Origin of the sequence: Klebsiella sp. GN_Kp190, assembly GCF_040061795.1 — a bacterium.
In the GTDB taxonomy this organism is placed as follows: domain Bacteria; phylum Pseudomonadota; class Gammaproteobacteria; order Enterobacterales; family Enterobacteriaceae; genus Klebsiella; species Klebsiella michiganensis.
This window is the reverse complement of record NZ_JBEAFN010000014.1, coordinates 1-25,886: the sequence shown is the minus strand read 5'-3', so window position 1 is coordinate 25,886 and position 25,886 is coordinate 1. Positions and strand designations below refer to the sequence as shown.

General features: G+C 54.6%; 26 protein-coding genes. 10 read left to right on the top strand and 16 right to left on the bottom strand.

All coding sequences use genetic code 11. From position 1 onward, the window contains the following. Positions 1–11 precede the first annotated feature (11 nt). Together ABLU67_RS11435 and ABLU67_RS11430 are read left to right on the top strand one after the other, a co-directional pair. On the top strand, positions 12–860 hold the full coding sequence (locus ABLU67_RS11435; protein WP_014230398.1) for a MurR/RpiR family transcriptional regulator: 849 nt from the start codon (positions 12–14) through the stop codon (positions 858–860). Positions 861–1,026: 166 nt separating this feature from the next. Then, entirely contained in the window at positions 1,027–1,287 is a 261-nt protein-coding gene (locus ABLU67_RS11430; RefSeq protein ID WP_004114478.1) for a YfhL family 4Fe-4S dicluster ferredoxin, read from the top strand. Between the two features lie 46 nt (positions 1,288–1,333). Here the strand turns inward: ABLU67_RS11430 and acpS are convergent, their stop codons facing one another. The 11 genes from acpS to rpoE form a co-directional block, all read right to left on the bottom strand. Then, positions 1,334–1,714, bottom strand: a complete 381-nt coding sequence (gene acpS, locus ABLU67_RS11425; protein WP_014230399.1) for a holo-ACP synthase — start codon at positions 1,712–1,714, stop codon at positions 1,334–1,336. Continuing rightward, complete coding sequence (pdxJ, locus tag ABLU67_RS11420; protein WP_014230400.1) at positions 1,714–2,445, bottom strand: pyridoxine 5'-phosphate synthase; 732 nt, start codon at positions 2,443–2,445, stop codon at positions 1,714–1,716. The genes acpS and pdxJ overlap by 1 nt, the downstream gene beginning before the upstream one ends. Before the next feature lie 11 nt (positions 2,446–2,456). Continuing rightward, the gene (recO, locus tag ABLU67_RS11415) at positions 2,457–3,194 is read right to left on the bottom strand and encodes a DNA repair protein RecO (protein WP_004853269.1); all 738 of its coding nucleotides are present in this window, start codon (positions 3,192–3,194) and stop codon (positions 2,457–2,459) included. A 198-nt stretch (positions 3,195–3,392) separates the two neighbouring features. Continuing rightward, complete coding sequence (gene era, locus ABLU67_RS11410) at positions 3,393–4,298, bottom strand: GTPase Era (RefSeq protein WP_004104571.1); 906 nt, start codon at positions 4,296–4,298, stop codon at positions 3,393–3,395. Further along, positions 4,295–4,975 (bottom strand): ribonuclease III, encoded by a 681-nt coding sequence (gene rnc, locus ABLU67_RS11405; protein ID WP_004104573.1) that lies wholly within the window; start codon positions 4,973–4,975, stop codon positions 4,295–4,297. Before rnc ends, era begins: the two co-directional genes overlap by 4 nt. 226 nt (positions 4,976–5,201) lie before the next feature. Then, on the bottom strand, positions 5,202–6,176 hold the full coding sequence (gene lepB, locus ABLU67_RS11400) for a signal peptidase I (RefSeq protein WP_224384639.1): 975 nt from the start codon (positions 6,174–6,176) through the stop codon (positions 5,202–5,204). 15 nt (positions 6,177–6,191) lie between these two features. After that, positions 6,192–7,991 (bottom strand): translation elongation factor 4, encoded by a 1,800-nt coding sequence (lepA, locus tag ABLU67_RS11395; protein WP_004853275.1) that lies wholly within the window; start codon positions 7,989–7,991, stop codon positions 6,192–6,194. Positions 7,992–8,176: 185 nt separating this feature from the next. Beyond that, positions 8,177–8,656, bottom strand: a complete 480-nt coding sequence (gene rseC, locus ABLU67_RS11390; RefSeq protein WP_025106579.1) for a SoxR-reducing system protein RseC — start codon at positions 8,654–8,656, stop codon at positions 8,177–8,179. Beyond that, the gene (gene rseB, locus ABLU67_RS11385; RefSeq protein ID WP_004853278.1) at positions 8,653–9,609 is read right to left on the bottom strand and encodes a sigma-E factor regulatory protein RseB; all 957 of its coding nucleotides are present in this window, start codon (positions 9,607–9,609) and stop codon (positions 8,653–8,655) included. The genes rseC and rseB overlap by 4 nt, the downstream gene beginning before the upstream one ends. After that, positions 9,609–10,259, bottom strand: a complete 651-nt coding sequence (gene rseA / locus ABLU67_RS11380) for an anti-sigma-E factor RseA (protein WP_004853279.1) — start codon at positions 10,257–10,259, stop codon at positions 9,609–9,611. The genes rseB and rseA overlap by 1 nt, the downstream gene beginning before the upstream one ends. A gap of 32 nt (positions 10,260–10,291) precedes the next feature. Next, positions 10,292–10,867 carry an RNA polymerase sigma factor RpoE gene (gene rpoE / locus ABLU67_RS11375; protein WP_004104583.1) on the bottom strand — a complete coding sequence of 192 codons (576 nt, stop codon included), beginning with the start codon at positions 10,865–10,867 and terminating at the stop codon, positions 10,292–10,294. 424 nt (positions 10,868–11,291) lie between these two features. On the opposite strand from rpoE, the gene nadB reads away from it, so the two are divergent. Continuing rightward, positions 11,292–12,911, top strand: coding sequence for an L-aspartate oxidase (gene nadB, locus ABLU67_RS11370; RefSeq protein ID WP_004853280.1), 1,620 nt, complete (start codon positions 11,292–11,294; stop codon positions 12,909–12,911). Here the strand turns inward: nadB and ABLU67_RS11365 are convergent. After that, the gene (locus tag ABLU67_RS11365) at positions 12,896–13,636 is read right to left on the bottom strand and encodes a tRNA1(Val) (adenine(37)-N6)-methyltransferase (RefSeq protein WP_014230403.1); all 741 of its coding nucleotides are present in this window, start codon (positions 13,634–13,636) and stop codon (positions 12,896–12,898) included. The genes nadB and ABLU67_RS11365 overlap by 16 nt on opposite strands. Before the next feature lie 132 nt (positions 13,637–13,768). On the opposite strand from ABLU67_RS11365, the gene srmB reads away from it, so the two are divergent. Then, on the top strand, positions 13,769–15,100 hold the full coding sequence (srmB, locus tag ABLU67_RS11360) for an ATP-dependent RNA helicase SrmB (RefSeq protein ID WP_004853282.1): 1,332 nt from the start codon (positions 13,769–13,771) through the stop codon (positions 15,098–15,100). A 44-nt stretch (positions 15,101–15,144) separates the two neighbouring features. Here srmB and grcA read toward each other — a convergent pair whose 3' ends face one another. Then, positions 15,145–15,528, bottom strand: a complete 384-nt coding sequence (gene grcA, locus ABLU67_RS11355; protein WP_004104596.1) for an autonomous glycyl radical cofactor GrcA — start codon at positions 15,526–15,528, stop codon at positions 15,145–15,147. A gap of 311 nt (positions 15,529–15,839) precedes the next feature. Here grcA and ung point away from each other — a divergent pair, with 311 nt between their 5' ends. Further along, positions 15,840–16,529 (top strand): uracil-DNA glycosylase, encoded by a 690-nt coding sequence (ung, locus tag ABLU67_RS11350; protein ID WP_048260572.1) that lies wholly within the window; start codon positions 15,840–15,842, stop codon positions 16,527–16,529. A 55-nt stretch (positions 16,530–16,584) separates the two neighbouring features. Here the strand turns inward: ung and ABLU67_RS11345 are convergent, their stop codons facing one another. Next, the gene (locus tag ABLU67_RS11345; protein WP_004123719.1) at positions 16,585–17,658 is read right to left on the bottom strand and encodes a tRNA/rRNA methyltransferase; all 1,074 of its coding nucleotides are present in this window, start codon (positions 17,656–17,658) and stop codon (positions 16,585–16,587) included. A gap of 203 nt (positions 17,659–17,861) precedes the next feature. On the opposite strand from ABLU67_RS11345, the gene trxC reads away from it, so the two are divergent. The 5 genes from trxC (at position 17,862) to ABLU67_RS11320 (ending at position 23,584) form a co-directional block, all read left to right on the top strand. Beyond that, positions 17,862–18,287 carry a thioredoxin TrxC gene (gene trxC / locus ABLU67_RS11340; protein ID WP_004104599.1) on the top strand — a complete coding sequence of 142 codons (426 nt, stop codon included), beginning with the start codon at positions 17,862–17,864 and terminating at the stop codon, positions 18,285–18,287. A 69-nt stretch (positions 18,288–18,356) separates the two neighbouring features. Further along, positions 18,357–19,055 carry a tRNA-uridine aminocarboxypropyltransferase gene (locus tag ABLU67_RS11335; protein WP_014839228.1) on the top strand — a complete coding sequence of 233 codons (699 nt, stop codon included), beginning with the start codon at positions 18,357–18,359 and terminating at the stop codon, positions 19,053–19,055. 35 nt (positions 19,056–19,090) lie between these two features. Beyond that, the gene (pat, locus tag ABLU67_RS11330; RefSeq protein WP_128334626.1) at positions 19,091–21,769 is read left to right on the top strand and encodes a protein lysine acetyltransferase; all 2,679 of its coding nucleotides are present in this window, start codon (positions 19,091–19,093) and stop codon (positions 21,767–21,769) included. A 93-nt stretch (positions 21,770–21,862) separates the two neighbouring features. Further along, positions 21,863–23,218, top strand: a complete 1,356-nt coding sequence (gene pssA / locus ABLU67_RS11325) for a CDP-diacylglycerol--serine O-phosphatidyltransferase (RefSeq protein WP_014230410.1) — start codon at positions 21,863–21,865, stop codon at positions 23,216–23,218. 39 nt (positions 23,219–23,257) lie between these two features. Further along, the gene (locus ABLU67_RS11320; protein ID WP_014839230.1) at positions 23,258–23,584 is read left to right on the top strand and encodes a YfiM family lipoprotein; all 327 of its coding nucleotides are present in this window, start codon (positions 23,258–23,260) and stop codon (positions 23,582–23,584) included. A gap of 2 nt (positions 23,585–23,586) precedes the next feature. Here the strand turns inward: ABLU67_RS11320 and ABLU67_RS11315 are convergent, their stop codons facing one another. After that, positions 23,587–24,885: an MFS transporter gene (locus ABLU67_RS11315; protein WP_004853296.1), complete on the bottom strand. Its 1,299-nt coding sequence runs from the start codon at positions 24,883–24,885 to the stop codon at positions 23,587–23,589. A gap of 281 nt (positions 24,886–25,166) precedes the next feature. After that, the gene (locus ABLU67_RS11310) at positions 25,167–25,622 is read right to left on the bottom strand and encodes a DUF4385 domain-containing protein (protein ID WP_064358942.1); all 456 of its coding nucleotides are present in this window, start codon (positions 25,620–25,622) and stop codon (positions 25,167–25,169) included. Between the last annotated feature and the right edge of the window lie 264 nt (positions 25,623–25,886).

The window sequence follows — 25,886 nt, the reverse complement described above, 5'->3', positions numbered from 1 at the left end:
CCGGAGCCGCTATGAACTGTTTGACCCGTATTCGCCAGCGCTATCCGACGTTGGCCGCAAGCGATAAAAAACTGGCCGATTTCATTCTGGCTCAACCGGATCAAACCCGCCACCTCAGCTCGCAGCAGCTGGCGGGCGAAGCCGGCGTCAGCCAGTCAAGCGTAGTGAAATTTGCGCAGAAGATGGGGTTCAAAGGCTTCCCGGCGTTAAAGCTGGCGTTGAGCGAAGCCCTGGCAAGTGCGCCGACTCCGCAATCCGTACCGGTGCATAACCAGATTCGCGGCGACGATCCCCTGCGCCTGGTTGGCGAAAAGCTGATTAAAGATAACGTCGCGGCCATGCACGCCTCGCTGGACGTCAACACCGAAGAGAAGCTGCTGGAAGCCGTCACGCTGTTGCGCCACGCCCGTCGGGTCATCATTACCGGCATCGGCGCGTCGGGCCTGGTGGCGAGAAACTTTAGCTGGAAGCTGATGAAAATCGGTATTAACGCGGTATCAGAACAGGATATGCACGCCCTGCTGGCGACGGTACAGGCGATGTCTCCGGACGATCTGCTGCTGGCCATCTCCTATTCCGGTGAACGACGCGAGATCAATATGGCGGCCGGTGAAGCGCTGCGGGTAGGAAGCCAGATCCTGGCGATCACTGGCTTTAACCCCAACGCGCTTCAGCAGCAGGCAACGCTGTGCCTGTACACCATTGCGGAAGAGCAGGCCACGCGTAGCGCTGCGATCTCCTCCACCAGCGCGCAAATGATGTTGACCGATCTTCTGTTTATGGGGCTGGTGCAGCAGGATCTTGAGCACGCTCCGGAGCGGATTCGCCATAGCGAAGCGCTGGTGAAAAAGCTGGTGTAACCCCGGGTGCCCTGCCCGCTGTCAAAAGCACACACTCTCTTATTGGCTCAGGCCGGGCAAAATTTCTCCGCTGCGGATGGTCGCACCGCGGTTGAAAAGAGCTGGCCCGGGCGAAAAATGGGCGTATAATGCCCGCCCTGTTTGTGTTGTTTCTGAGAATTTCCTGATGGCGCTGTTAATCACCAAAAAATGCATCAACTGCGATATGTGCGAGCCGGAGTGCCCGAATGAGGCGATATCCATGGGTGATAGCATTTATGAAATTAACAGCGATCGCTGCACCGAATGCGTTGGCCACTATGATACGCCGACCTGCCAGAAGGTGTGCCCGATCCCAAATACCATTCTGAAAGATCCGGCCCATAACGAAAATGAAGAGCAGCTGTGGGATAAGTTTGTCCTGCTGCACCACGCGGACAAACTGTGATATTGCCGGATGGCGGCGTTAACCGACCTCTCCGGCCTGTAACACTCTAGCTTTCGATAATCACCGTGGCGCAGGCATAGTGACGCTCGTCGGCCAGCGTCACGTGAATGCTGCTTACGCCCATGCGCTCGGCCAGACTCTTCGCTTCGCCCCACAATCGCAGCTTTGGCTTACCCAGCTCGTCGTTGTAAACCTCAAACTGATTAAACGCCAGCCCATTGCGGATGCCGGTACCAAGCGCCTTGGCCGCCGCTTCTTTAACGGCAAAACGCTTGGCCAGAAAACGGACCGGCTGCTGATGCTGTTCCCATATCGCCCACTCGCTATCGCTCAGGACGCGACGCGCCAGACGATCGCCGCTGCGGGCAATTACCGCTTCAATACGGGCAATTTCTACAATATCAGTACCCAGTCCGAGAATGGCCATCAGGCGCGCGCTTCCTGCATCAAGCGCTTCATTTCCGCCACCGCCTCTTTCAGGCCGCTCATCACCGCACGGCCAATAATCGCGTGGCCGATGTTCAGCTCGTGCATTTCCGGCAGCGCGGCAATGGCCTTCACGTTATGGTAGGTCAAACCGTGACCGGCATTAACCTTCAGCCCCAGGCTGGCGGCATAGGTCGCCGCTTTGGCAATACGCTCCAGCTCTTTTGCCTGCTCAGCGTCAGTTTGCGCATCAGCGTAGCATCCGGTGTGAATTTCGATATAAGGCGCGCCAACGTCCGCTGCCGCCTTAATTTGCGCGTTGTCCGCGTCAATAAACAGCGAAACCAGGATACCGGCATCGGCAAGGCGTTTACAGGCGTCGCGCATTTTGTCGAGCTGGCCCGCCACGTCCAGTCCACCTTCGGTGGTCACTTCCTGACGTTTTTCCGGTACCAGGCAGCAAAAATGGGGCTGAGTCTCACAGGCAATCTTCAGCATCTCTTCCGTCACCGCCATCTCAAGGTTCATGCGGGTATCCAGCGTCTGGCGCAAAATACGGACATCGCGATCGGTAATATGGCGACGATCTTCGCGCAGATGGACGGTAATACCGTCAGCGCCGGCCTGCTCGGCGATAAAGGCCGCCTGTACCGGATCCGGATAAGCGGTACCGCGAGCGTTGCGTAATGTCGCAATGTGGTCAATATTGACCCCCAACAGTAATTCAGCCATGACAATCCTCGTTAATCGTTATTTGTTTTATCGGCTCGCGCTGCCCGCGCGGGCAAAAACTGACGAAAAAGCTCGCGACTTTTTAGCGGCTTCCCGCCCAGATAGGGCTTCAGGGCGATACGGGTGAAACGCTTTGCCGCGCGCAGCGCATCGCTGTCCGGAAATTCACGGCTCGCCAGCGCCTTAAGATGGTGCCCGGTAAAGGTGTTGTTATCAATAACCACGCTGGCGATAAAGCCTTTTTCTTCACGGTAGCGATAGGTCATTGCGTCGTCAACCGCTTCTCCGCTGCCGGCGCAGTGCAGGAAATCCACGCCATATCCCAGATGCCCCAGCAGCGCCAGTTCAAAACGCCGTAGCGCCGGTTCCGGCGAGCCGCTTGCGCCAGCCAGAGACTGGATACAGTGCAAATAATCGAAGAAGAGTTCGGAAAAGCGCGTTTCATGCTCAAGCACGCGAGAGAGAAGTTCGTTGACGTAAAGGCCGCTGTAGAGCGTGATGCCGCTGAGAGGGAGCGCCAGCGAGACGGCTTCCGCGCTGCGCAGCGTTTTGACTTCGCCGCGCCCGCCAAAGCGAAGCAGTAAGGGAGTAAAAGGCTGAAGCGCGCCTTTGAGGTTCGAACGTTTGGAACGTGCGCCTTTAGCCACAAGGCGCACGCGGCCGGATTCTTCCGTGAAGACGTCCAGCATCAGGCTGGTTTCGCTCCAGGGACGGCTATGCAGTACGAAAGCGCGTTGCCAGCCTTCCATCATACTCGTCGTCTTTCAAGCCGCAGGTGCGTTGGCTGCGCCCACTCACCCCAGTCACTTACTGAAGTAAGCTTCCGGGGACTCGCGGTCTTGCCGCGTGACTCAGCCTCTGGCCTCGCTCCTTCGCAGCCAGCGCAAGCGCTGTTCAAAACACTTTGTGTTTTGTCCTGCACCTCGAAAGCCATAGAGTATCCAAACTTAGAGATCGTCGCCGTAACCGAGACTGCGCAGCGCGCGTTCGTCATCAGCCCAGCCGGACTTCACTTTCACCCACAGCTCGAGGTGAACCGGCGCTTCAAACATATCCTGCATGTCTTTACGCGCTTCGATACCGATGGTTTTGATTTTGGCCCCTTTGTTGCCAATCACCATCTTCTTCTGCCCTTCACGCTCAACCAGAATCAGACCGTTGATATCGTAGCCGCCGCGCTCGTTGGTTACAAAACGTTCGATTTCCACGGTAACGGAATACGGCAGTTCAGCGCCGAGGAAACGCATCAGCTTTTCACGAATGATCTCGGAAGCCATAAAGCGCTGAGAGCGGTCGGTGATGTAATCTTCCGGGAAGTGATGAATCGCTTCCGGCAGATGCTTACGCACGATACCGGCGATGGTATCAACGTTCAGCCCCGTTTCCGCGGAAATCGGCACGATATCAAGGAAGTTCATCTGGCTGCCAAGGAACTGCAGGTGCGGCAGAAGATCGGCTTTTTCCTGTACGTTATCGACTTTGTTGACCGCCAGAATCACCGGCGCTTTACCATCGCGCAGCTTGTTGAGCACCATCTCGTCGTCCGGCGTCCAGCGGGTACCTTCAACGACGAAAATAACCAGCTCTACGTCGCCAATGGAGCTGCTTGCCGCTTTGTTCATCAGACGGTTAATCGCGCGTTTTTCTTCCATATGCAGGCCCGGGGTATCGACGTAGATCGCCTGATACGGGCCTTCAGTATGAATACCAACGATGCGGTGACGCGTCGTCTGCGCTTTTCGGGAAGTAATCGAGATCTTCTGCCCGAGCAGCTTGTTCAGCAATGTGGATTTGCCCACGTTTGGACGACCAACGATGGCAATAAATCCGCAGTAGTTCTTTTCTTCGCTCATTCCAGCTCCAGCTTTTTCAGCGCCTGTTCGGCGGCAGCCTGCTCCGCCTTGCGACGGCTAGAACCCGTGCCAACCACCGGTTCACTCAGGCCGCTAACCTGGCAGTGGATAGTAAATTCCTGATCGTGCGCTTCACCGCGAACCTGTACCACCAGGTAAGACGGCAGCGGCAGATGGCGCCCCTGCAGATACTCCTGCAAGCGCGTCTTCGGATCTTTTTGCTTGTCGCCCGGGCTGATTTCATCCAGACGACTCTGGTACCAGGAGAGAATAAGGCGCTCAACGTTCTGAATATCGCTGTCGAGGAAAATCCCGCCGATTAACGCTTCAACGGTGTCCGCCAGTATAGATTCACGGCGAAAGCCCCCGCTTTTCAGTTCACCCGGCCCAAGACGCAGACATTCACCTAATTCGAACTCGCGGGCAATTTCTGCCAGCGTGTTGCCTCGTACCAGGGTCGCGCGCATGCGGCTCATATCGCCTTCGTCTACCCGAGGGAAACGATGATAGAGCGCGTTCGCGATCACAAAGCTCAATATTGAGTCGCCTAAAAATTCCAGGCGCTCATTATGTTTGCTGCTGGCACTGCGGTGAGTTAATGCCTGTTGCAACAGCTCCTGATGATGAAAAGTGTAGCCCAGCTTCCGTTGAAGCCGATTAATTACGATGGGGTTCATGCGTTACCAATAGATGAATGCGTCAAAAATGCAGCACACGAAACCGACCTGAGTAAAAACCAACGCGGTTTCGTGTGCTGTGTCAATCTTACGAGAGACAACCTAAAACTTCGGGGGGATATTCTATACGCAACGACAAGGGATGTCGTTAGTTTGAATAGATTTAAATTTTAAATAATTCACGCTGCCGTTATTGCGTCGGCAGCGTGAATAAAGCAGGAAAAATTTACTGGATACTACCGATACGCGATAAACGTACGCCGGTAGGCCATTCGCCTTCCTGTTTTTCGAAACTCATCCAGATTGCGGTTGCTTTACCCACCAGATTCGCTTCCGGCACAAAGCCCCAATAACGGCTATCGGCGCTGTTATCGCGGTTGTCACCCATCATAAAATACTGCCCCGGCGGGACAATCCAGGTCGCCAGCGGCAGACCGGACTGATGGTAATACATCCCCATCTGGTCCTGAGCAATCGGTACGGTCAATATACGGTGCGTCACTTCGCCCAGCGTCTCTTTACGTTCGGTCAGACGGATGCCATCGGCTTTCGTCTCGCCTTTCGGCAGTTGCCAGAAACCGCTGGTCGCTTCGCCGCCGTTGCTGCGGGAGAAGGTCTGTACGAAATCACTCGGCTCAACGTTGGAGTAAGTGACCGGCAGCGCATTGCCGCAGGCCTGGCCAGAACTACAGCCCGGCTGGATAGTGACCTGCTTGGCAATCGGATCGTAAGTCACTTTATCACCCGGTAAACCGACCGCACGCTTGATATAATCCAGGCGCGGATCTTGCGGATATTTAAAGACGACAATATCGCCGCGCTTCGGATGTCCGGTTTCGATCAGCGTCTTCTGGTAAATCGGATCTTTAATGCCGTAGGCAAACTTCTCAACCAGAATAAAATCGCCGATCAGCAGCGTCGGCATCATCGATCCGGAGGGGATCTGGAAGGGCTCATAAATGAATGAGCGAACCACCAGCACAATCGCCAGTACCGGGAAGATTGACGCGCCGGTTTCCAGCCAGCCCGGTTTCGGGCCGACCTTTTTCAGCGTTTTCTTGTCCAACTGGTCGCCGGTCGCCGCCTGCGCAGCGGCCTGACTTTCGCGACGTTTTGGCGCAAAGATAAACTTATCCAGGCACCACAACAGACCCGTCACCACAGTAGCGATGACCAGGATCAGGGCAAACATGTTCGCCATGCCAACTCCTTAGGGTTATTTGCCGTCTTTACCAACGTGCAGAATGGCGAGGAACGCTTCCTGCGGAAGCTCAACGTTACCGACCTGCTTCATGCGTTTCTTACCGTCTTTCTGCTTCTGCAGCAGCTTTTTCTTACGGCTGACGTCGCCGCCATAGCATTTCGCCAGAACGTTTTTACGCAGCTGTTTTACGGTAGAGCGGGCAATAATATGGTTGCCGATGGCAGCCTGGATAGCGATATCGAACTGCTGACGCGGGATCAGCTCTTTCATCTTCTCTACCAGTTCGCGGCCGCGGTACGGCGCATTGTCGTTATGCGTGATCAGCGCCAGCGCATCCACACGCTCGCCGTTAATCAACACATCCACACGCACCATGTTGGAAGCCTGGAAGCGCTTGAAGTTGTAGTCCAGCGATGCATAGCCGCGGGAGGTAGACTTCAGTCGGTCGAAGAAGTCGAGCACCACTTCCGCCATCGGGATTTCATAGGTCAGCGCAACCTGATTGCCGTGGTAGACCATGTTGGTCTGTACGCCGCGTTTTTCGATACACAGGGTGATGACGTTGCCCAAAAACTCCTGCGGCAGCAGCATGTGACACTCCGCGATCGGCTCGCGCAGCTCCTGAATATTGTTCAGCGGCGGCAGCTTGGACGGGCTGTCGACGTAGATAACCTCTTTCGAGGTGGTTTCGACTTCATAGACTACCGTCGGCGCCGTGGTGATCAGATCCAGATCGTATTCACGCTCCAGGCGCTCCTGGATGATCTCCATATGCAGAAGACCCAGGAAGCCGCAGCGGAAACCGAAGCCCAGCGCCGTAGAGCTTTCCGGCTCATAGAACAGAGAAGCATCGTTGAGGCTCAGTTTGCCCAGCGCGTCGCGGAAGTTTTCATAATCATCGGAGCTGACCGGGAACAGGCCGGCATAGACCTGCGGTTTCACCTTTTTAAAGCCGGGCAGTGCTTTATCTGCCGGGTTGCGCGCAAGCGTCAGCGTATCGCCGACCGGCGCGCCGAGGATGTCTTTAATGGCGCAAACCAGCCAGCCTACCTCGCCGCATTTCAGCTCGGTACGGTCCACTTGCTTCGGCGTGAAGATGCCCAGGCGATCGGCGTTATACACCTGCCCGGTACTCATCACCTTAATTTTATCGCCTTTGCGCATGGTGCCGTTTTTGATACGCACCAGAGAAACGACACCGAGGTAGTTATCAAACCAGGAGTCGATAATCAGAGCCTGCAGCGGCGCTTCCGGATCGCCTTCCGGCGGCGGAATATCGCGCACCAGGCGCTCCAGCACGTCCGGTACGCCAACGCCGGTCTTCGCTGAACAGCGCACCGCATCGGTGGCATCAATACCAACGATGTCTTCAATCTCTTCCGCTACGCGTTCCGGATCGGCTGCGGGCAGGTCGATTTTGTTCAGGACCGGTACGACTTCAAGGTCCATTTCCATCGCCGTATAGCAGTTAGCCAGCGTCTGGGCTTCGACGCCCTGGCCGGCATCAACCACCAGCAAAGCGCCTTCACAGGCGGCAAGCGAACGAGAAACTTCATAAGAGAAGTCGACGTGGCCGGGGGTGTCGATAAAGTTCAGCTGATAGGTTTCGCCATCAGTTGCTTTGTAATCCAGGGTGACGCTCTGCGCCTTGATAGTGATACCGCGCTCACGTTCAAGATCCATGGAGTCCAGAACCTGGGCTGCCATTTCACGATCGGAAAGGCCACCGCAAATCTGGATAATACGGTCAGACAATGTCGACTTACCGTGGTCGATGTGAGCGATGATGGAAAAGTTACGTATATTCTTCATATTTAGAGTTAATTATGCCTTACGCGAATCATGAGGCCGCTGTTCTGTGCCTGACGTTTTTTAATCCGAAAACGCCGCATTCTACACTACATCCACGAAACCAGGAAATGCTCTTACCGCTAGCATAACCGGAGTAAACGATGAGTTCTTGCGGGAGTTGTAAATAAAGATAAGGGCCAGTGAAATCACTGACCCAGCTGGGAGGAAGGCGTCTCGATGCGGACTAAATCTGGCGGTAAACCGACGCTGATAATAACCGGCTGCCACGACTGCCGGGAGGCTAAGCCAGGCGAAAGACCGCGAGCGACCAGAAACCCGCCAACGCCGCCCAAAATTGCCCCGCAAAGCGAGGCAAAGTCGTTGGCAAACAGCACCTGGAATATCGATGCCATCAAGAACAAACCGACTAACGGCGCCATATAAACCAATACCGCCGACCCGAGCAGGCTGCTTTCGGCAATGCCCAGTTCGACTTTTTGCCCGGCCGACAGCGGCTGTTCGCAGGGGACGCTAAGGGTATGGCTGGTTTGCGGCCCAAGCTTATTCAGCACCCGGCTTCCGCAACCGGCGCGAGAAGCACAGCTGCTGCAGGAGGCTTTCACATCGCAGTGCACCAGCGCAACGCCATTTTGCCAGGAAACGACCGTCGCCCACTCTTTAATCATTGTACTGCCCTGAATTTAATACTATCGGAAATACGCTTCGCCGTTTGCGGCGGCAGCTCGCCAACGATGGTTATCTCTGCGTTATCACGCACGGTAGTCGCCACGGTACGACGGCCGGTACGCAGCAGCTGATCGCTGCTATTTGCCGTGGCGCGATTGATATTGACAGAGAAACTAAACAGCCCGTCGGAATACAAACGGGACTCTACCGGGCCATCGAAAGTGGGCAGACGACGCTGGCTGCTGGAGACTTCGGCCACGCCCTGCGGCAGCCAGGTTGGCGCCCAGTTAAAGTTGGCCTTATTGCCCCCTTCCGGCACCGACAGCTGCGGAGGCAGGTTAGCCTTAGACAGGGTTTCCATACTGGCGCTAACGTTATCGCCAACGTTGAACGAGACGACGCGGAACTGCTCAAGCGTTTCGCCGTCGCGATCAAGCAGATCAACGCGCAGAGGCAGCTTAGTTTCAGCATCTAACCATGCGATATAGCTATAGCGGGTGCCATCGCGAGCCACGACGCGCACAACATCGCATAAACGATCGGCAATACGCGTCCGCCCCACGGAAATGAAGTCGTAATAGGATGACAGACGTTTAAAGTCGGAGTAGACCAATGAAGGCAGCGAATCAACGATATAGTCGCCGTTCAGGGTGAAAGGATCGAGTCCGGGCTCAAAATAGCTGATTTCCGTTCCGCGCAGCACCACTTCCCGACGCGGCCCGTCAAGCTGGAGCAGCTGTGCCAGGGTGCGATTGTTTAGTTTAGCGTGTCGATAACGCAGCGACTCAACACCCTGCTTGTTGATGCTGACGAAAGAGAGCTCGTAATTAAGGGACTGGCTGGCCAGGTTCATCTGCTGCAACAACGCCCCGGACGATGTATCAGCCGAGGCGTTGACGGAGAAGAACAGGCTGCCTGCCATGAGCGACATGGCACACCAAAGTTGCTTCATTACTGCGATTGTGTTCCTAAAGTTTGATAGCCCGGCACCTGAACAGCGGCTTGCTGAGTCTGGGCCTGGCCAAACTGAAGCTGTTCCGCATGCAGGCGACGCTGCAATTCATAGTCCTGCAGCATAGCATTAATTCTGCGGCGCTGTTCCTGCACCTGAGCCTGCTGACCGCTACCTGCCGAAGCATCCGCCGGCACGCCCAGGCTGACCGGGCTGGCCTTACCCATCATCGGCATGGTGTTAAACACCGGCGCCTCTGGCTGCTGGGATGAATCAGACTGGCCATTATACTGCTGAACGCCGACAATCACAGCAAGGGATACGCACGCGGCAACGCCCATCTGGGTAAGCGAGCTGGCCCACGGGCGTACTTTTTGCCAGAAAGGCATCTGACGCCACTGGTGCGGTGCGGGCTGAGATTCAGGAATTAGAGGAACCGTCTGACGAACGGGCTCGTTTTCAATGGCGGCCATGACGCGAGCTGAGATATCAAAATGGAGCACCTCACTCGTATCGCCTCGCAGCGTATCGCGGATGAGATGGTAGCTCTCCCAGGTTTTTTGCATTTCAGATGAACGCTCCAGCTCGTTGAGCAGTTCGTTATCCAGCGTTTCACCATCCATTAAGGCCGAAAGTTTTTCTTTCTGCATGCCTGATACCCTTTTCCAGTATTCCGCTATCGTCAACGCCTGATTAGCGGTTGAACTTTATTATCAATAGCCTCTCGCGCCCGGAAGATGCGCGAACGCACTGTGCCCACCGGACAATCCATGATGGCGGCTATTTCTTCATAGCTCATGCCATCCAGCTCCCGCAAGGTAATTGCCATGCGTAAATCTTCCGGAAGCGATTCAATGGTACGAAAAACTATTTGTCTCAGCTCTTCTGACAACATTAAGTTCTCAGGGTTCGAAATTTCTTTCAATGCCCCGCCACTTTCGAAGTTTTCAGCATCATTCGCATCAACATCGCTGGATGGCGGACGGCGTCCCTGAGCAACCAGATAATTCTTCGCCGTGTTTACGGCGATGCGATATAACCAGGTGTAAAAAGCGCTATCCCCCCGGAAAGAATCCAGCGCACGCCATGCTTTAACGAACGATTCCTGAACAACGTCAGCGATATCGCCCGGCGGCACGTAGCGGGAGACCAGACTTGCAACCTTATGCTGATAGCGCACCACCAGCAGGTTAAATGCTTTCTGATCTCCTTTCTGGACCCGTTCAACGAGGACCTGATCCGTTAACTGCTCGCTCATCCGAGGTAATGTCTCCCCAAACCCAATTCCCATGCGTATTCAAAAACACCACCCAATTACTGCATCAAGTGAGCAAGCAGAGGGTTGGAGTGTCTGAAAACAATAAAGTTCCGTTACGCCTTTGTTTTTCGTCCGGCACCGGCTGACGGATTGTTATCTCTCATTATATGTCCCGGTTGCTAAACGATATGTAAGATAATAAGAAAAAGCGCAAGACCCGCCAGAAGGGTAACGTAACCCGGCTTTTATTTCACTATAAAATCTGAAGCTCACGAGCCGCTTCGCAAAACCTTTTTTCCATTTACAGCCCGCCTCATTACGCCGCTATGTTTAGTCCTCACAACGCTGAGTAAAAAAAATGTACGATTTCTCGCTGGCTGGTGCTATTGTTCGCTTATTGTGTTTAGTAAATTAAACAAAGGCCATGAAAACAACTTCCGATTCCTCCTGTGATGTGCTGATTATTGGCAGCGGCGCTGCCGGATTATCCCTTGCCTTACGCCTGGCGGAACGCTGCGCGGTCACGGTTCTCAGCAAAGGCCCTATCAGTGAAGGTTCTACTTTCTACGCTCAGGGCGGTATTGCCGCCGTATTTGATGAAACCGATAGCGTTGAATCGCACATCGAGGATACGTTGATAGCCGGAGCGGGTCTTTGCGATCGCCATGCGGTCTCATTCGTGGCGAGCAACGCTAAACCCTGCGTTCAGTGGCTAATCGATCAGGGCGTGCTGTTTGATACTCAGGTTCAGGCGAACGGCGAAGAGAGCTACCATCTGACCCGCGAGGGAGGTCACAGCCACCGCAGAATTCTCCACGCCGCCGATGCGACCGGTAAAGCCGTTGAGACTACCCTGGTGAGCCAGGCGCTGGCCCACCCTAATATCCGCATACTGGAACGCAGTAACGCCGTTGACCTTATTATCTCCGATAAAATCGGCCTGCCCGGCACGCGCCGGGTGGTGGGCGCGTGGATCTGGAATCGTAATAAAGAAGCGGTTGAAACCTGTAGCGCAAAGGCCGTGGTGCTGGCTACCGGCGGCGCGGCTAAAGTTTATCAATATACGACGAATCCTGACGTCTCTTCCGGCGATGGTATCGCGATGGCCTGGCGTGCCGGCTGCCGGGTCGCCAACCTCGAATTTAATCAGTTCCACCCAACCGCGCTGTACCATCCGCAAGCGCGCAACTTCCTGCTGACGGAAGCGCTGCGCGGCGAGGGCGCGCTGTTGAAACGCCCTGATGGCACGCGGTTTATGCCGGACTTTGACGAGCGCGGCGAGCTGGCTCCGCGCGATATCGTCGCCAGAGCCATCGATCATGAGATGAAGCGCCTTGGCGCTGACTGCATGTATCTGGATATCAGCCATAAACCGGCAGAATTTATTCGCCACCACTTCCCGATGATCTACGAGAAGCTGCTGGGGCTGGGCATCGATCTGACAAAAGAAGCGGTGCCCGTGGTTCCTGCCGCGCACTACACCTGCGGCGGCGTCATGGTTGACGATCACGGGCGCACCGACGTCGACGGGCTGTATGCCATCGGCGAAGTAAGCTATACCGGATTACACGGCGCTAACCGGATGGCATCAAACTCGTTGCTTGAGTGCCTCGTCTACGGGTGGTCCGCCGCCGAAGATATCGTTAAGCGTCTGCCGTTCGCGCAGGCAGTCAATGAACTGCCATCATGGGACGAAAGCCAGGTTGAAATACCTGATGAACTGGTCGTGATTCAGCACAACTGGCATGAGCTGCGCTTGCTGATGTGGGATTATGTCGGCATCGTGCGCACCACCCGCCGTCTTGAGCGCGCCCTGCGCCGCATTACTATGCTGCAGCAGGAGCTGGACGAATACTACGCCCGCTTCCGCGTCTCCAATAATTTACTGGAGCTGCGGAACCTGGTGCAGGTTGCCGAGCTGATTGTGCGCTGCGCCATGCTGCGTAAAGAGAGCCGCGGGCTTCACTACACGCTGGACTATCCTGACCAGTTGCCGGAGAGCGGGCCGTCGGTGCTCTCGCCGTTGGCTCACATAAAAAGATAAAAGTCCTGGGTCAGAGCGGTAAATCCTTCGGAATACTGCTGCTCTGGCCCACGGATGATCAATCTGTCGCTAAAGCACTCCTCCCCCGCCGTCGGCGAAAAAGCCAACAGAACCCGATGCGGCGGGCGCACTTCCGTTTCCGCCACGTCGGTACGCAGACGCAGATGCCAGCCCATATTCTGCGCCCGCTGCACAAAGGCGTTACCAATGTCGACCGGAAGCACGACACAGAAAAACCCCTCCTCCGTAATAAGCTCGGCGGCGCAGGTTAATAATGTTGCGTGATCGAGGGAGGAGGTATAGCGAGCCTGCTCGCGCTGCGAGGTGGCGCAAGGTACGCCTTCAGCGAAAAAAGGCGGATTGCTGACAATCAGCTCATAGCGGCGGGTTTGCTGCGGCTGCCATTGCTGAATATCCGCCTGATGAATCTGCAGGCGATCGGCCCAGGGAGAATCCGCGGCGTTTTCTCGCGCCTGTTCTGCCGCCTCTTCATCCAGCTCCACGGCATCCACAATCACCGTCTCGCCGGTTCGCTGCGCGAGCATCAGCGCTAACAGACCGCTGCCCGCGCCGATATCCAGCACGCGCTTAACCTGAGCGATGGGGGCCCATGCGCCGAGTAAAATGCCGTCGGTACCCACTTTCATCGCACAGCGATCGTGGGCGACAAAAAACTGCTTAAACGTAAAACCATTGCGCGGCAGCGCGAACTTCGACTGGGACATCCTCGATAACCTTGCGGGCAAAAAACTCCTGAGCTTAAGGCTATGCACAATACCGGAGAACAGATAGCCTTACAAACAGATGAACATTGCGTCCGTAACGTCTATAATCGGCGGTCCACTCAGAGGTAGATCATGACTGTAACGACTTTTTCCGAACTTGAACTCGACGAAAACCTGCTGGACGCCCTCCAGGATAAAGGTTTCACACGCCCGACAGCCATTCAGGCCGCCGCTATTCCGCCTGCGCTTGATGGCCGTGATATTCTCGGTTCAGCCCCGACCGGCACCGGTAAAACGGCGGCGTATCTCCTGCCAGCGTTGCAGCATCTGCTCGATTTTCCGCGCAAGAAGTCTGGTCCGCCGCGCATTCTTATCCTGACCCCCACGCGCGAACTGGCGATGCAGGTTGCCGACCATGCGCGTGAGCTGGCAAAACATACTCATCTGGATATCGCCACAATCACCGGCGGTGTCGCCTATATGAACCATGCTGAAGTGTTCAGCGAGAACCAGGACATCGTGGTCGCCACGACCGGTCGCCTGCTGCAATATATTAAAGAAGAAAACTTTGATTGCCGCGCCGTTGAAACGCTGATCCTTGATGAAGCGGACCGCATGCTGGACATGGGCTTCGCGCAGGATATCGAACACATTGCCGGTGAAACCCGCTGGCGTAAGCAGACCATGCTGTTCTCCGCCACCCTCGAAGGTGACGCCATTAAAGATTTTGCTGAGCGTCTGCTGGAAGAACCGGTGGAAGTCTCTGCGACTCCCTCCACCCGCGAGCGTAAAAAGATTCACCAGTGGTATTACCGCGCCGATGACGTCAAGCATAAGACCGCGCTGCTGGTCCATCTGCTAAAGCAGCCGGAAGCGACGCGTTCTATCGTCTTCGTCCGTAAGCGCGAGCGCGTGCATGAGCTGGCGGGCTGGCTGCGTGAAGCGGGTATCAACACCTGCTGGCTGGAAGGCGAGATGGTACAGGCAAAACGTAATGAAGCGATTAGCCGCCTGACCGATGGCCGTATTAACGTGTTAATCGCCACCGACGTTGCCGCGCGCGGGATCGACATCGCGGACGTCAGTCACGTTTTCAACTTCGACTTGCCGCGCACGGCCGACATCTATCTGCACCGTATCGGTCGTACCGGACGCGCGGGTAAAAAGGGAACGGCCATCTCTCTGGTCGAAGCCCACGACCATCTGCTGCTGGGTAAAATTGGCCGCTATATTGAAGAGCCGTTAAAAGCCCGCGTCATCGATGAACTGCGCCCGACCACTCGCGCACCCAGCGAGAAGCAAACCGGTAAACCTTCCAAGAAGGTTTTAGCCAAGCGTGCAGAGAAGAAAGAGAAAGAAAAAGAGAAACCGCGCGTGAAAAAACGCCATCGCGATACCAAAAACATTGGTAAGCGTCGTAAACCAAGCGCAGCGGATGCTCCGCAGAAGTCAAACGAAGAGTAAAAAAACGCCGGGATATCCCGGCGTTTTCACATTAAAACGGAATCTTACAGGCTTTCAGTAAAAGTACGGGCGATAACGTCGCGCTGCTGTTCCGGAGTCAGAGAGTTAAAGCGTACCGCATAGCCAGACACGCGAATGGTCAGCTGCGGGTATTTTTCCGGATGTTCAACCGCGTCCAGCAGAGTTTCGCGACGCAGCACGTTAACGTTCAGGTGCTGACCGCCTTCAACGCGGACTTCAGGCTTCACGTCTACCGGGATTTCACGGTATTCGATTTCACCCAGATTGCTCACTGCAACCACGTCATCTTCAGCAAAACCGGCTTTCGCGCACAGGCAGCGGGCTTCGCCTTTTTCGCTATCCAGCAGCCAGAAAGAGTTCAGCAGGTCGTCGTTTGCAGCTTTAGTAATTTGGATACCAGTAATCATTTTATGCCTCCCAGGCAGGGTTTGTTCGATTATTGGCCTTCGCGGCCAATTGGTAAAACCATTGTTCTATGAGTGTATATATATCAGCCGTACACCCGGCATTCTTTGATTTAAATCAACAAAAACCACATCACAAAAGTGGTCATAGGCGGATATTATTGTTTTACATCAAGTTACGCCATGCCGCCTACCAAATAAATTTGTAAGTTTTCAATTTTTTTTGCATAAAGAGCGTCAATCGCGTGGGGCAAATTTTGTGATGTTGAAAGATGCAGTTAAGCTATGGCAATGACACTTTGCAGGAGAGCAAAATGACCGCCCCATTAACCTGGCATGACGTGCTGGCAGAAGAGAAGCAGCAACCCTATTTTGTTAATACCCTGAAAACCGTTGCTGACGAGCGGCAAGCGGGAATCACCATCTATCCCCCGCAAAAAGATGTCTTTAACGCGTTTCGTTATACTGAGCTAAGCGACGTTAAAGTGGTGATTCTCGGCCAGGATCCTTACCATGGACCAGGGCAGGCGCACGGCCTCGCCTTCTCGGTTCTACCGGGCATTCAGATCCCGCCATCGCTGCTGAATATGTACAAGGAACTAGAAGGGACGATACCAGGCTTTCAGCGCCCGACTCACGGTTATCTCGAAAGCTGGGCGCGCCAGGGCGTGTTGCTGCTCAATACCGTATTAACGGTACGTGCCGGACAAGCGCACTCTCACGCCAGCCTCGGTTGGGAAACCTTTACCGATAAAGTCATTTCGCTGATTAACCAGCATCGGGAAGGCGTCGTCTTTCTGCTGTGGGGTTCGCATGCGCAGAAGAAAGGCGCGATAATCGATCGCCAGCGCCACTGCGTGCTCAAAGCGCCGCACCCGTCGCCCCTCTCCGCCCACCGCGGGTTCTTTGGCAGTAATCATTTCGTGCAGGCGAATCAGTGGCTGACCGAACGCGGCGAAGCGCCCATTGACTGGCTGCCCAGGCTACCGGCTGAAAGCGAATAGCTCTGAAAATGAAAATGCCAGCATTACGCTGGCATTTTGACTCTGAGACAAGGTGTTACGCCTTGTTCTGCCGCCACCATTCAGCCAGCAGCACGCCGGTTGCTACGGACACGTTCAGGCTTTCAACGTTGCCGGTGCCTTCAATCGCGATGTTCAGATCGGCGCTGGAGATAGCGGCGTCAGAAAGACCGTCACTCTCCTGCCCTAACACCAGCACCATTTTCTTCGGCAGCTCGGCTTTGAACAGCGGAGTCCCGTTATGGCTGGAAGTAGAAACAATCGCGTAGCCCGCTTTACGGAAGCGCTCGAGCGTATCGATGAAGCTGTCGCCCGTAATCGGCTCAACGTGCTCAGCGCCGCCTTCCGCAGTACGAATCGCGGCGCCGGACTCCATAACGCCGGCATCCTGCACAATCACGCCTTTGACGCCAAAGTGCGCGCAGCTGCGCATAATCGCGCCGAGGTTGTGCGGGTTGCCGACATCTTCCAGCGCCAGAACACAATCTTCAGCGTCGGCTTTAGCCACCCACTGCTCAACGGAAGTGCCGTGGCGCTTTTTAATCAGGAAGCAAACCCCGCCGTGGTGTTCAGTGCCGGACGCTTTCGCCAGCTCTGCTTCATCGACCACGTGATAGGCTTTACGATTCGCCGCCATCCAGCGCAGAGCTTCTTTGAAGCGCGGGGTCACGCTCTGGATAAACCAGGCGCGAACGATGGCGTCCGGACGGCTCTGGAACAGCGCCTGGCAGGCGTTTTCACCATAAACGCGGGTTTCTTCCGCGCGCTGGCGGCGCAGCACTTCAGGATCGATAAAGCTTTTTCCGCTGATCCCGCCGTGATCCGCTTTTACCGGCGCCTCATCGCCCGGCGCGCGGGATACGGTACGCCACGGAGAGGAGCCCTCGCCGCCAAAGCCTTCACGCTTGCGATCGTCACGTTTACGATCGCCACCGCGGCTCTCTTTTTCATCGCGCGCGGGGCGGTTACGACCGTCAACACGAGACTTTCCTGGACGTCCCCCGCCCTTCCCGGTACGCGGGTTATGGGTACGTCGGTCAGAATCATCATCACTGCGGACATACATCACTTTGACCTTGCCGCTTTTATTTTTCAGTTCGTCGTCGCTCATTCATTTTCTCCACCTGCGCTGCGCGAAGCGCGCAGATTACCCGATGTGCCATCACTTAGCCATTATTTCATTTAAAAGCCTGAGTCTATCGTATTCATTGAATAAAACTCATTGTCCTTTATTCGCAGTGCATCGATAATATGTAACATTACAGAAACAAATCGGCCACGTGCCGCGCTGCAACCCATAACCAGAGGTTAGTTATGAATACCGTTTGTGCCAGTTGTCAGGCTCTGAACCGCATCCCCGACGATCGTAGCGCCGATGGCGCGAAATGCGGGCGCTGCGGTCACGATCTTTTTGATGGCGATGTGATCAACGCGACCGGGGCAACGCTGGATAAACTGCTGAAGGACGATCTGCCCGTGGTTGTTGATTTCTGGGCGCCGTGGTGTGGCCCCTGCCGTAACTTTGCGCCAATCTTTGAAGATGTGGCTGAAGAACGCAGCGGCGAAATGCGTTTCGTGAAAGTGAATACCGAGATGGAGCGTGAATTGAGCGCTCGCTTCCGCATTCGCAGCATCCCGACCATTATGATGTTTAAAAATGGCGAAGTTATCGACATGCTCAATGGTGCCGTACCTAAAGCACCTTTCGATAGCTGGCTAAACGAAGCAGGCCAGCAGTAAACCTTACGGGGCACCGCTTGTGCCCCGTTTTCTCCTCTGCGACAATGGCGTTTTTTCTTAGCGATCCCCATGACTGATAACGCCGTCCTTCGCCTTCGCGCCGAACGCCTCGCGCGCGCCACCCGGCCTTTTCTTGCTCGCGGCAACCGTATCCACCGCTGCCAGCGTTGCTTGCTGCCGTTGAAGCAGTGCCTTTGCGCCACCCTCAAGCCGGCTGCTGCCGCCAGCCGTTTTTGCCTGGTGATGTTCGATACCGAGCCAATGAAGCCCAGCAATACCGGTCGCCTGATTGCCGATATCCTGCCGGATACGGAGGCCTTTCAGTGGTCACGAACCGAACCGCCGCAGGCGCTTCTCGATCTCGTCGCCGACGCGCAATATCAGCCGATGGTGGTTTTTCCTGCCTCTTATGCTGGCCCGGAGCGTCAGGTACTTGATTCACCGCCCCCGGGTAAACCACCGCTGTTTATTATGCTCGACGGCACCTGGCCCGAAGCGCGAAAAATGTTCCGTAAAAGCCCCTGGCTTGACGCGCTGCCGATGATTTCCGTCGATCTGTCGCGTATCTCCGCTTATCACCTGCGGGAAGCTCACGCAGAAGGCCAATACTGTACTGCCGAAGTCGCGATTGCGCTGCTGGATCTCGCGGGGGATAAAAGCGCAGCCACGGCCCTTGGCGGGCACTTCAGCTTATTCAGAACGCGCTACCTGGCAGGAAAAACTCAGCATAAGGGCAGTATCACAGCACAACTGACAGAAAACGTTTAAAATCATCCGGTCACTGGGGATCAAAGGAGACCGGTATGAGCCAACGAGGCCTGGAAGCATTGCTGCGGCCAAAGTCGATCGCCGTTATTGGCGCATCAATGAAACCACAGCGCGCCGGTTATCTGATGATGCGCAACCTGCTGGCGGGCGGATTTAGCGGCCCCGTTCTCCCCGTAACGCCAGCGTGGAAAGCGGTTCAGGGCGTACTGGCCTGGCCTGACGTCGACAGTCTGCCCTTCACGCCCGATCTCGCCGTGCTTTGTACTAACGCCCGCCGAAATCTTGAGCTGCTGGAAGCGCTGGGGCAAAAAGGGTGCAAAACCTGCATCATTCTCTCCTCCATCCCCGAACAGTATCCCGCGCTGCTTGAATGCGCCTCCCGCTACCAGATGCGTCTGCTCGGCCCTAACAGCCTTGGCCTGCTTGCGCCGTGGCAGGGCCTCAACGCCAGCTTTTCGCCGGTGCCTATTCATCGCGGCAAACTGGCGTTTATTTCGCAATCGGCGGCGGTCTCCAATACCATCCTCGACTGGGCCCAGCAGCGCGAGATGGGTTTTTCTTACTTTATTGCGCTGGGGGATAGTCTGGACATCGACGTTGATGACCTGCTTGATTTCCTCGCTCGCGATAGTAAAACCAGCGCCATTTTGCTTTATCTCGAACACCTCAGCGATGCCCGTCGTTTTGTCTCTGCGGCCCGTAGCGCATCGCGTAATAAGCCGATCCTGGTGATAAAAAGCGGACGCAGTCCGGCTGCGCAGAAGCTTCTGCACGTCAACTCTGGCATGGATCCGGCCTGGGACGCCGCTATTCAGCGCGCAGGTTTATTGCGCGTACAGGACACGCACGAGCTGTTCTCAGCGGTCGAAACCCTCAGCCACATGCGCCCGCTGCGCGGCGAGAAACTGATGATAATCAGCAACGGCGCCGCTCCGGCTGCGCTGGCGCTGGATGAGCTCTGGCTGCGTAACGGCAAACTCGCCGCGCTCAGCGAAGAGACCAGCAGCGCTCTCCGTCAGGCATTACCTGAAACCATCGATATTGCCAACCCGCTGGATCTCCGCGATGACGCCAGCAGCGAGCGTTACCTCAAAGCGTTGAACGTACTGCTGGATAGCCATGACTACGATGCGCTGCTGGTGATCCACTCTCCCAGCGCTGCCGCACCGGGAACAGAGAGCGCGCTGGCGCTGATTGACGCCCTGAAGCGCCACCCGCGCGGCAAATACGTTACGGTTCTTACCAACTGGTGCGGTGAGTTCTCTTCACAAGAAGCGCGGCGCCTGTTTAGCGATGCGGGGCTGCCGACCTATCGAACGCCTGAAGGAACCATTACCGCTTTTATGCACATGGTGGAGTACCGGCGTAACCAGAAACAGCTCAGGGAAACCCCGGTCCTGTCAGATTCGTTAACCACTAACGCTGCCGAAGCGCACAACCTGCTGCAACGGGCAATGAATGAAGGCGCAACGTCGCTGGATACCCATGAAGTGAGCCCCGTTCTGCACGCTTACGGTATTCATACCCTGCCGACGTGGATTGCCGCCGATAGCGCCGAGGCTGTACATATTGCCGAGCAGATTGGCTACCCCGTCGCTCTGAAGCTGCGCTCGCCTGATATTCCGCACAAGTCGGAAGTTCAGGGGGTTATGCTTTATCTGCGCACGGCTACCGAGGTACAGCAGGCCGCGGACGCGATTATCGATCGCGTCAAAATGACCTGGCCTCAGGCGCGTATTCACGGGCTGCTGGTGCAAAGCATGGCTAATCGCGCCGGGGCGCAGGAGCTGCGGGTTGTCGTTGAGCACGATCCGGTTTTTGGGCCGCTGATCATGCTGGGGGAAGGCGGCGTCGAATGGCGGGCTGAGGATCAGGCCGCCGTCGCGCTCCCGCCGCTGAATATGAACCTTGCGCGCTATCTGGTTATCCAGGCCATCAAAAGTAAAAAAGTGCGCGGCCGCAGCGCGCTGCGCCCTCTCGATATTCCTGGCCTGAGCCAGCTTCTGGTACAGGTATCGAATTTGATCGTCGACTGTCCGGAAATACAGCGCCTGGATATTCATCCTCTTCTGGCTTCCGGCCACGAGTTTACCGCGCTTGATGTCACGTTAACTCTCGCACCGTTTACCGGCGATAGTGAAAGTCGCCTGGCCATACGCCCTTACCCTCAGCAGCAGGAGGAGTGGGTGGTGATGAAGAATGGTGAACGCTGTCTTTTCCGTCCCATCCTCCCGGAAGATGAGCCGCAGCTTATGGCCTTTATCGCTCAGGTCACGAAAGAAGATCTTTATTATCGTTACTTCAGCGAAATCAACGAATTTACTCATGATGATTTAGCCAATATGACGCAGATCGACTACGATCGAGAAATGGCCTTTGTTGCTGTGCGCACCACCGCCGAGGGGAACGAGATCCTCGGCGTAACGCGAGCGATCTCCGATCCGGATAATATCGATGCCGAGTTTGCTGTACTGGTGCGCTCCGACCTGAAGGGTATGGGGTTAGGCCGCAAGCTCCTGGAAAAGCTGATTGTCTACACGCAAAACCACGGCCTGCAGCGTTTGAATGGCATTACCATGCCGAATAATAAAGGCATGATCGGACTCGCCAGAAAGCTAGGATTCTCGGTTGATATTCAGCTTGAAGATGGAATTGTCAGTTTGTCTCTACAGCTTGTACCTGAGCAATTACAAACGGCTGGCCGCAATTGTTGACTACTTTAACGGGTAGTAATGGTATTATTGCCCGCTTACGTCGTCTGCATGGTACAGAAGACCCTTCAATAAACAGAGAAGAAACGCACTGTGATGTTGTCAAAATTTAAACGCAATAAACATCAACAACACCTTGCCCAACTCCCTAAGCTTTCTCAGTCAGTTGATGATATCGAGTTCTTTTACGCTCCGGCAGATTTTCGGCAAGCGTTACTGGCCAGGATAGCTCAAGCCACCCAGCGTATTTGTATCATTGCGCTTTATCTGGAACAGGATGATGGCGGCAAAGGAATTTTGCAGGCGCTCTATGACGCTAAGCGTCAGCGTCCCGAATTAGATGTTCAGGTGTTGGTCGACTGGCATCGCGCCCAGCGCGGGCGTATTGGCGTCGCGGCGTCAAACACCAACGCCGACTGGTACTGCCGCATGGCGCAGGAAAATCCCGGTGTCGATATCCCGGTTTATGGCGTTCCGGTCAATACCCGGGAAGCGCTCGGCGTCCTCCACTTCAAAGGTTTTATCATTGATGACAGCGTTCTCTACAGTGGCGCCAGTCTGAATGATGTTTACCTGCATCAACACGATAAGTATCGCTACGACCGCTACCAGTGCATTCGCAACGGTAAAATGGCTGATGTGATGTTCGACTGGGTTGAGAATAACCTGGTGCAAGGGCGTGGCGTTAACCGCCTTGACAGGGCCGATCGGCCAAAAAGTCCGGAAATCAAAAATGACATCCGCCAGTATCGCCAGGAGCTCCGCGATAGCAGCTATCATTTTATCGGCAATGCTGACGATGACCAGCTGTCGGTCACTCCGTTAGTGGGCCTCGGGAAGACGAGTCTGCTGAATAAAACCATTTTTCATCTGATGCCCTGCGCTGAGCATAAGCTGACTATCTGCACCCCCTATTTCAACCTGCCCGCTCTGCTGGTACGTAATATCATCCAGCTGCTGCGTAGCGGGAAGAAAGTCGAAATTATCGTTGGTGATAAAACCGCTAATGATTTCTATATTCCGGAAGATCAGCCGTTTAAAATTATCGGCGCGCTGCCCTATCTTTACGAAATCAATCTGCGACGCTTCCTGAGCCGACTGCAGTATTATGTCAATACCGATCAGCTGATTGTCCGTTTATGGAAGGACGACGATAACAGCTACCACCTGAAAGGCATGTGGGTTGATGACGAATGGATGCTGCTGACCGGCAATAACCTGAACCCGCGCGCATGGCGGCTGGATTTGGAAAACGCGATACTTATCCACGATCCAAAACACCAGCTCGGCGCAATGCGTGAAAAAGAGCTCAATCTCATCCGCAAACATACTACGATCGTTCAGCACTATCGCGATCTACAAAGTATTGCCGATTACCCGATAAAGGTACGCAAACTGATCAGGCGTCTGCGACGTATCCGAATCGACCGCCTTATCAGCCGTATTCTCTGAATTCACGCCCCGCCCAGCGGGGCTTTTTCTGGAATTAGTATGCGCGTCATCATGCTTATTGCCCCACTATTATTACTGACTGGCTGCAGCCATATGGCTAATGATTCATGGAGCGGCCAGGATAAAGCCCAACACTTCCTCGCCTCAGCCATGCTTTCCGCCGCAGGCAACGAATATGCCCAGCATCAGGGCTATAGCCGCGACCGGAGTGCCGCTATAGGCTTTATGTTTTCCGTGAGCTTAGGGGCATCGAAGGAGCTATGGGACAGCCGCCCGTCAGGGAGCGGCTGGAGCTGGAAAGATTTTGCCTGGGATGTGGCAGGTGCCACTACCGGCTATGCGGTATGGCAGCTGGCACATCAGTAATGCTACAAACGTAGCCCCTTGCCTTTACGATGCAGCGTCAGGGAGACCAGGAAGGCAATCGCGCCCATGACGGTCACGTACCAGTAAAAGGCGTGCTCAATTCCCGCTGATTTTAGCGACAGCGCGACATACTCTGCCGAGCCGCCAAATAGCGCATTGGCCACCGCATAAGAGAGTCCAACCCCCAGGGCACGAACCTGAGCCGGAAACATTTCGGCCTTCAGAATGCCGCTGATTGAGGTATAGAAGCTTACTATCAACAGGGCGCATATCACTAAAGCAAATGCCGCATACGGTGAACTCACGTTCTGTAATGCATTGAGAATCGGGACAGTGAAGACGGTGACGAGTACGCCAAAACAGAGCATTGAGGTCCGGCGGCCAATCTTATCCGAAAGCGCGCCGAAAAGCGGCTGAACAAGCATATAAACAAATAAGGCAGCGGTCATAATCATGCTGGCGGTACCCGCACTCATGCCTGCGGTGTTGACCAGATATTTCTGCATATAGGTTGTAAAGGTATAAAAGCTTAACGACCCTGCGGCAGTGAATCCGAGCACCATGATAAATGCCTTACGGTTACGCCATAATCCTTTAAACGATCCCGCTTCTTTTAACGCGCGCGTTTCCTGTTTAGACGTTTCGTCCAGCTGTCGTCTCAGCCACAGGGCAACGATAGCCAGGACTGCGCCAAGAGCAAACGGGATACGCCATCCCCAGGCATGAAGCTCTTCATCGCTGAGGATCTGCTGTAAGGCAACCACAACAAGCACGGCCAGAAGTTGCCCACCAATCAGCGTGACGTATTGAAATGAGGCATAGAAACCTTTCTTTCCTTCCACCGCGACTTCGCTCATATAGGTCGCGCTGGTACCGTATTCTCCGCCAACGGACAGGCCCTGGAACAGGCGTGCAAGTAGCAGCAGAGCCGGGGCCCAGGTCCCTATCGTTGCATAACCCGGCAGGCAGGCAATCACCAGTGAACCAAAACACATCATGCATACGGAGATAAGCATAGAGGTTTTACGTCCACGACGATCGGCAATGCGCCCGAATATCCATCCCCCGATCGGACGCATCAGAAAACCCGCCGCAAATACCCCTGCAGTTTGTAACAATTGCGTAGTGGTGTTGCCAGAAGGAAAGAAGATGTGCGCAAAGTAGAGTGAGCAAAATGAATAGACGTAGAAATCAAACCATTCCACCAAATTCCCTGATGATGCCCCCACAATTGCCCATATACGGCGCCGGGTATCACCCTGATCCTGGGATCCGCGTTCGCTAATACTGCTTTCTGTCATTGTAATTCTGCTCCAGCAAAGACTGCAATCTGCCGCGTCGGGTGACCCCGCTCAATCAGACAAATCGATTAGTAAATTAAATGTTATATAATTGTTATTTTTTAGTTTGTGATGCCATTCACATTTTTTTTCGTACTGCAGGTTTTCGCGATTAAAAGGAGATTCTTCAGGATTAGCAAAGTGAAATATGGTGAATAGCGGGCCAGAACAGGTTTTTATACAGGCGATATTGCGGCACAATTTTATGTGTTTATGTGGGGCAGGAAGATCGATGCTGAAAATTATCCCCAATGAGCCTGATGTTTCTTTTTTCGCTGGAGATAATCTTCATCCTGGCGAAGCTTATTCCACCATTGTTTGAAAACTGCCGCAGCTGCCGCCTTAACAGGATCATTACCTCGCGAATTCAGGTGCCCCTCCTTCGCGTATTTTTTACCACCTTTGTAATTGGCATAACGCCTTGCCCGGGTGTAGCCCATCTGAATAAATTTGCGCGCCATATCCATACCGACAAAATCATTCTGCTGTCGATAAAACTCGAAGAGCTGATAAATTTTCCTGGCAGATTCAATCGCCGATGCTTCATCTTTATAGCGCCAGTAGGGAAGAATTTCGCTTTTATAGGGTTCAACCAACAACACGCCCTGTTCACCTCTTCCTACCTGATAAAGCTCCGGATGCTGGCGAAAATCGATGCTGGAAAAGTCTTGCTGGTAATTAAAAGGCTTAATGGCCATTATTTTCTCACGGGCTGGCTGATAGACATTATAAGCCTGGTACATAAGACTGAAGTGTGGCTAGTGGAATCTTCTGTATCTTTATACAGAGAGCCCGCATAAAACCGGCAGGTTATTATTATGAAGATGTGGATGAAAGCAGGGAGTAAAAGGCAGAAATGACCGCGGAGATGGGTTTTATGGGTAAACCGATGTCCGCTCGGTTCAGACGACAAAAACGCAAAAAGCCCATCCGTCAGGATGGGCTCTTCACTTGTTTGATGC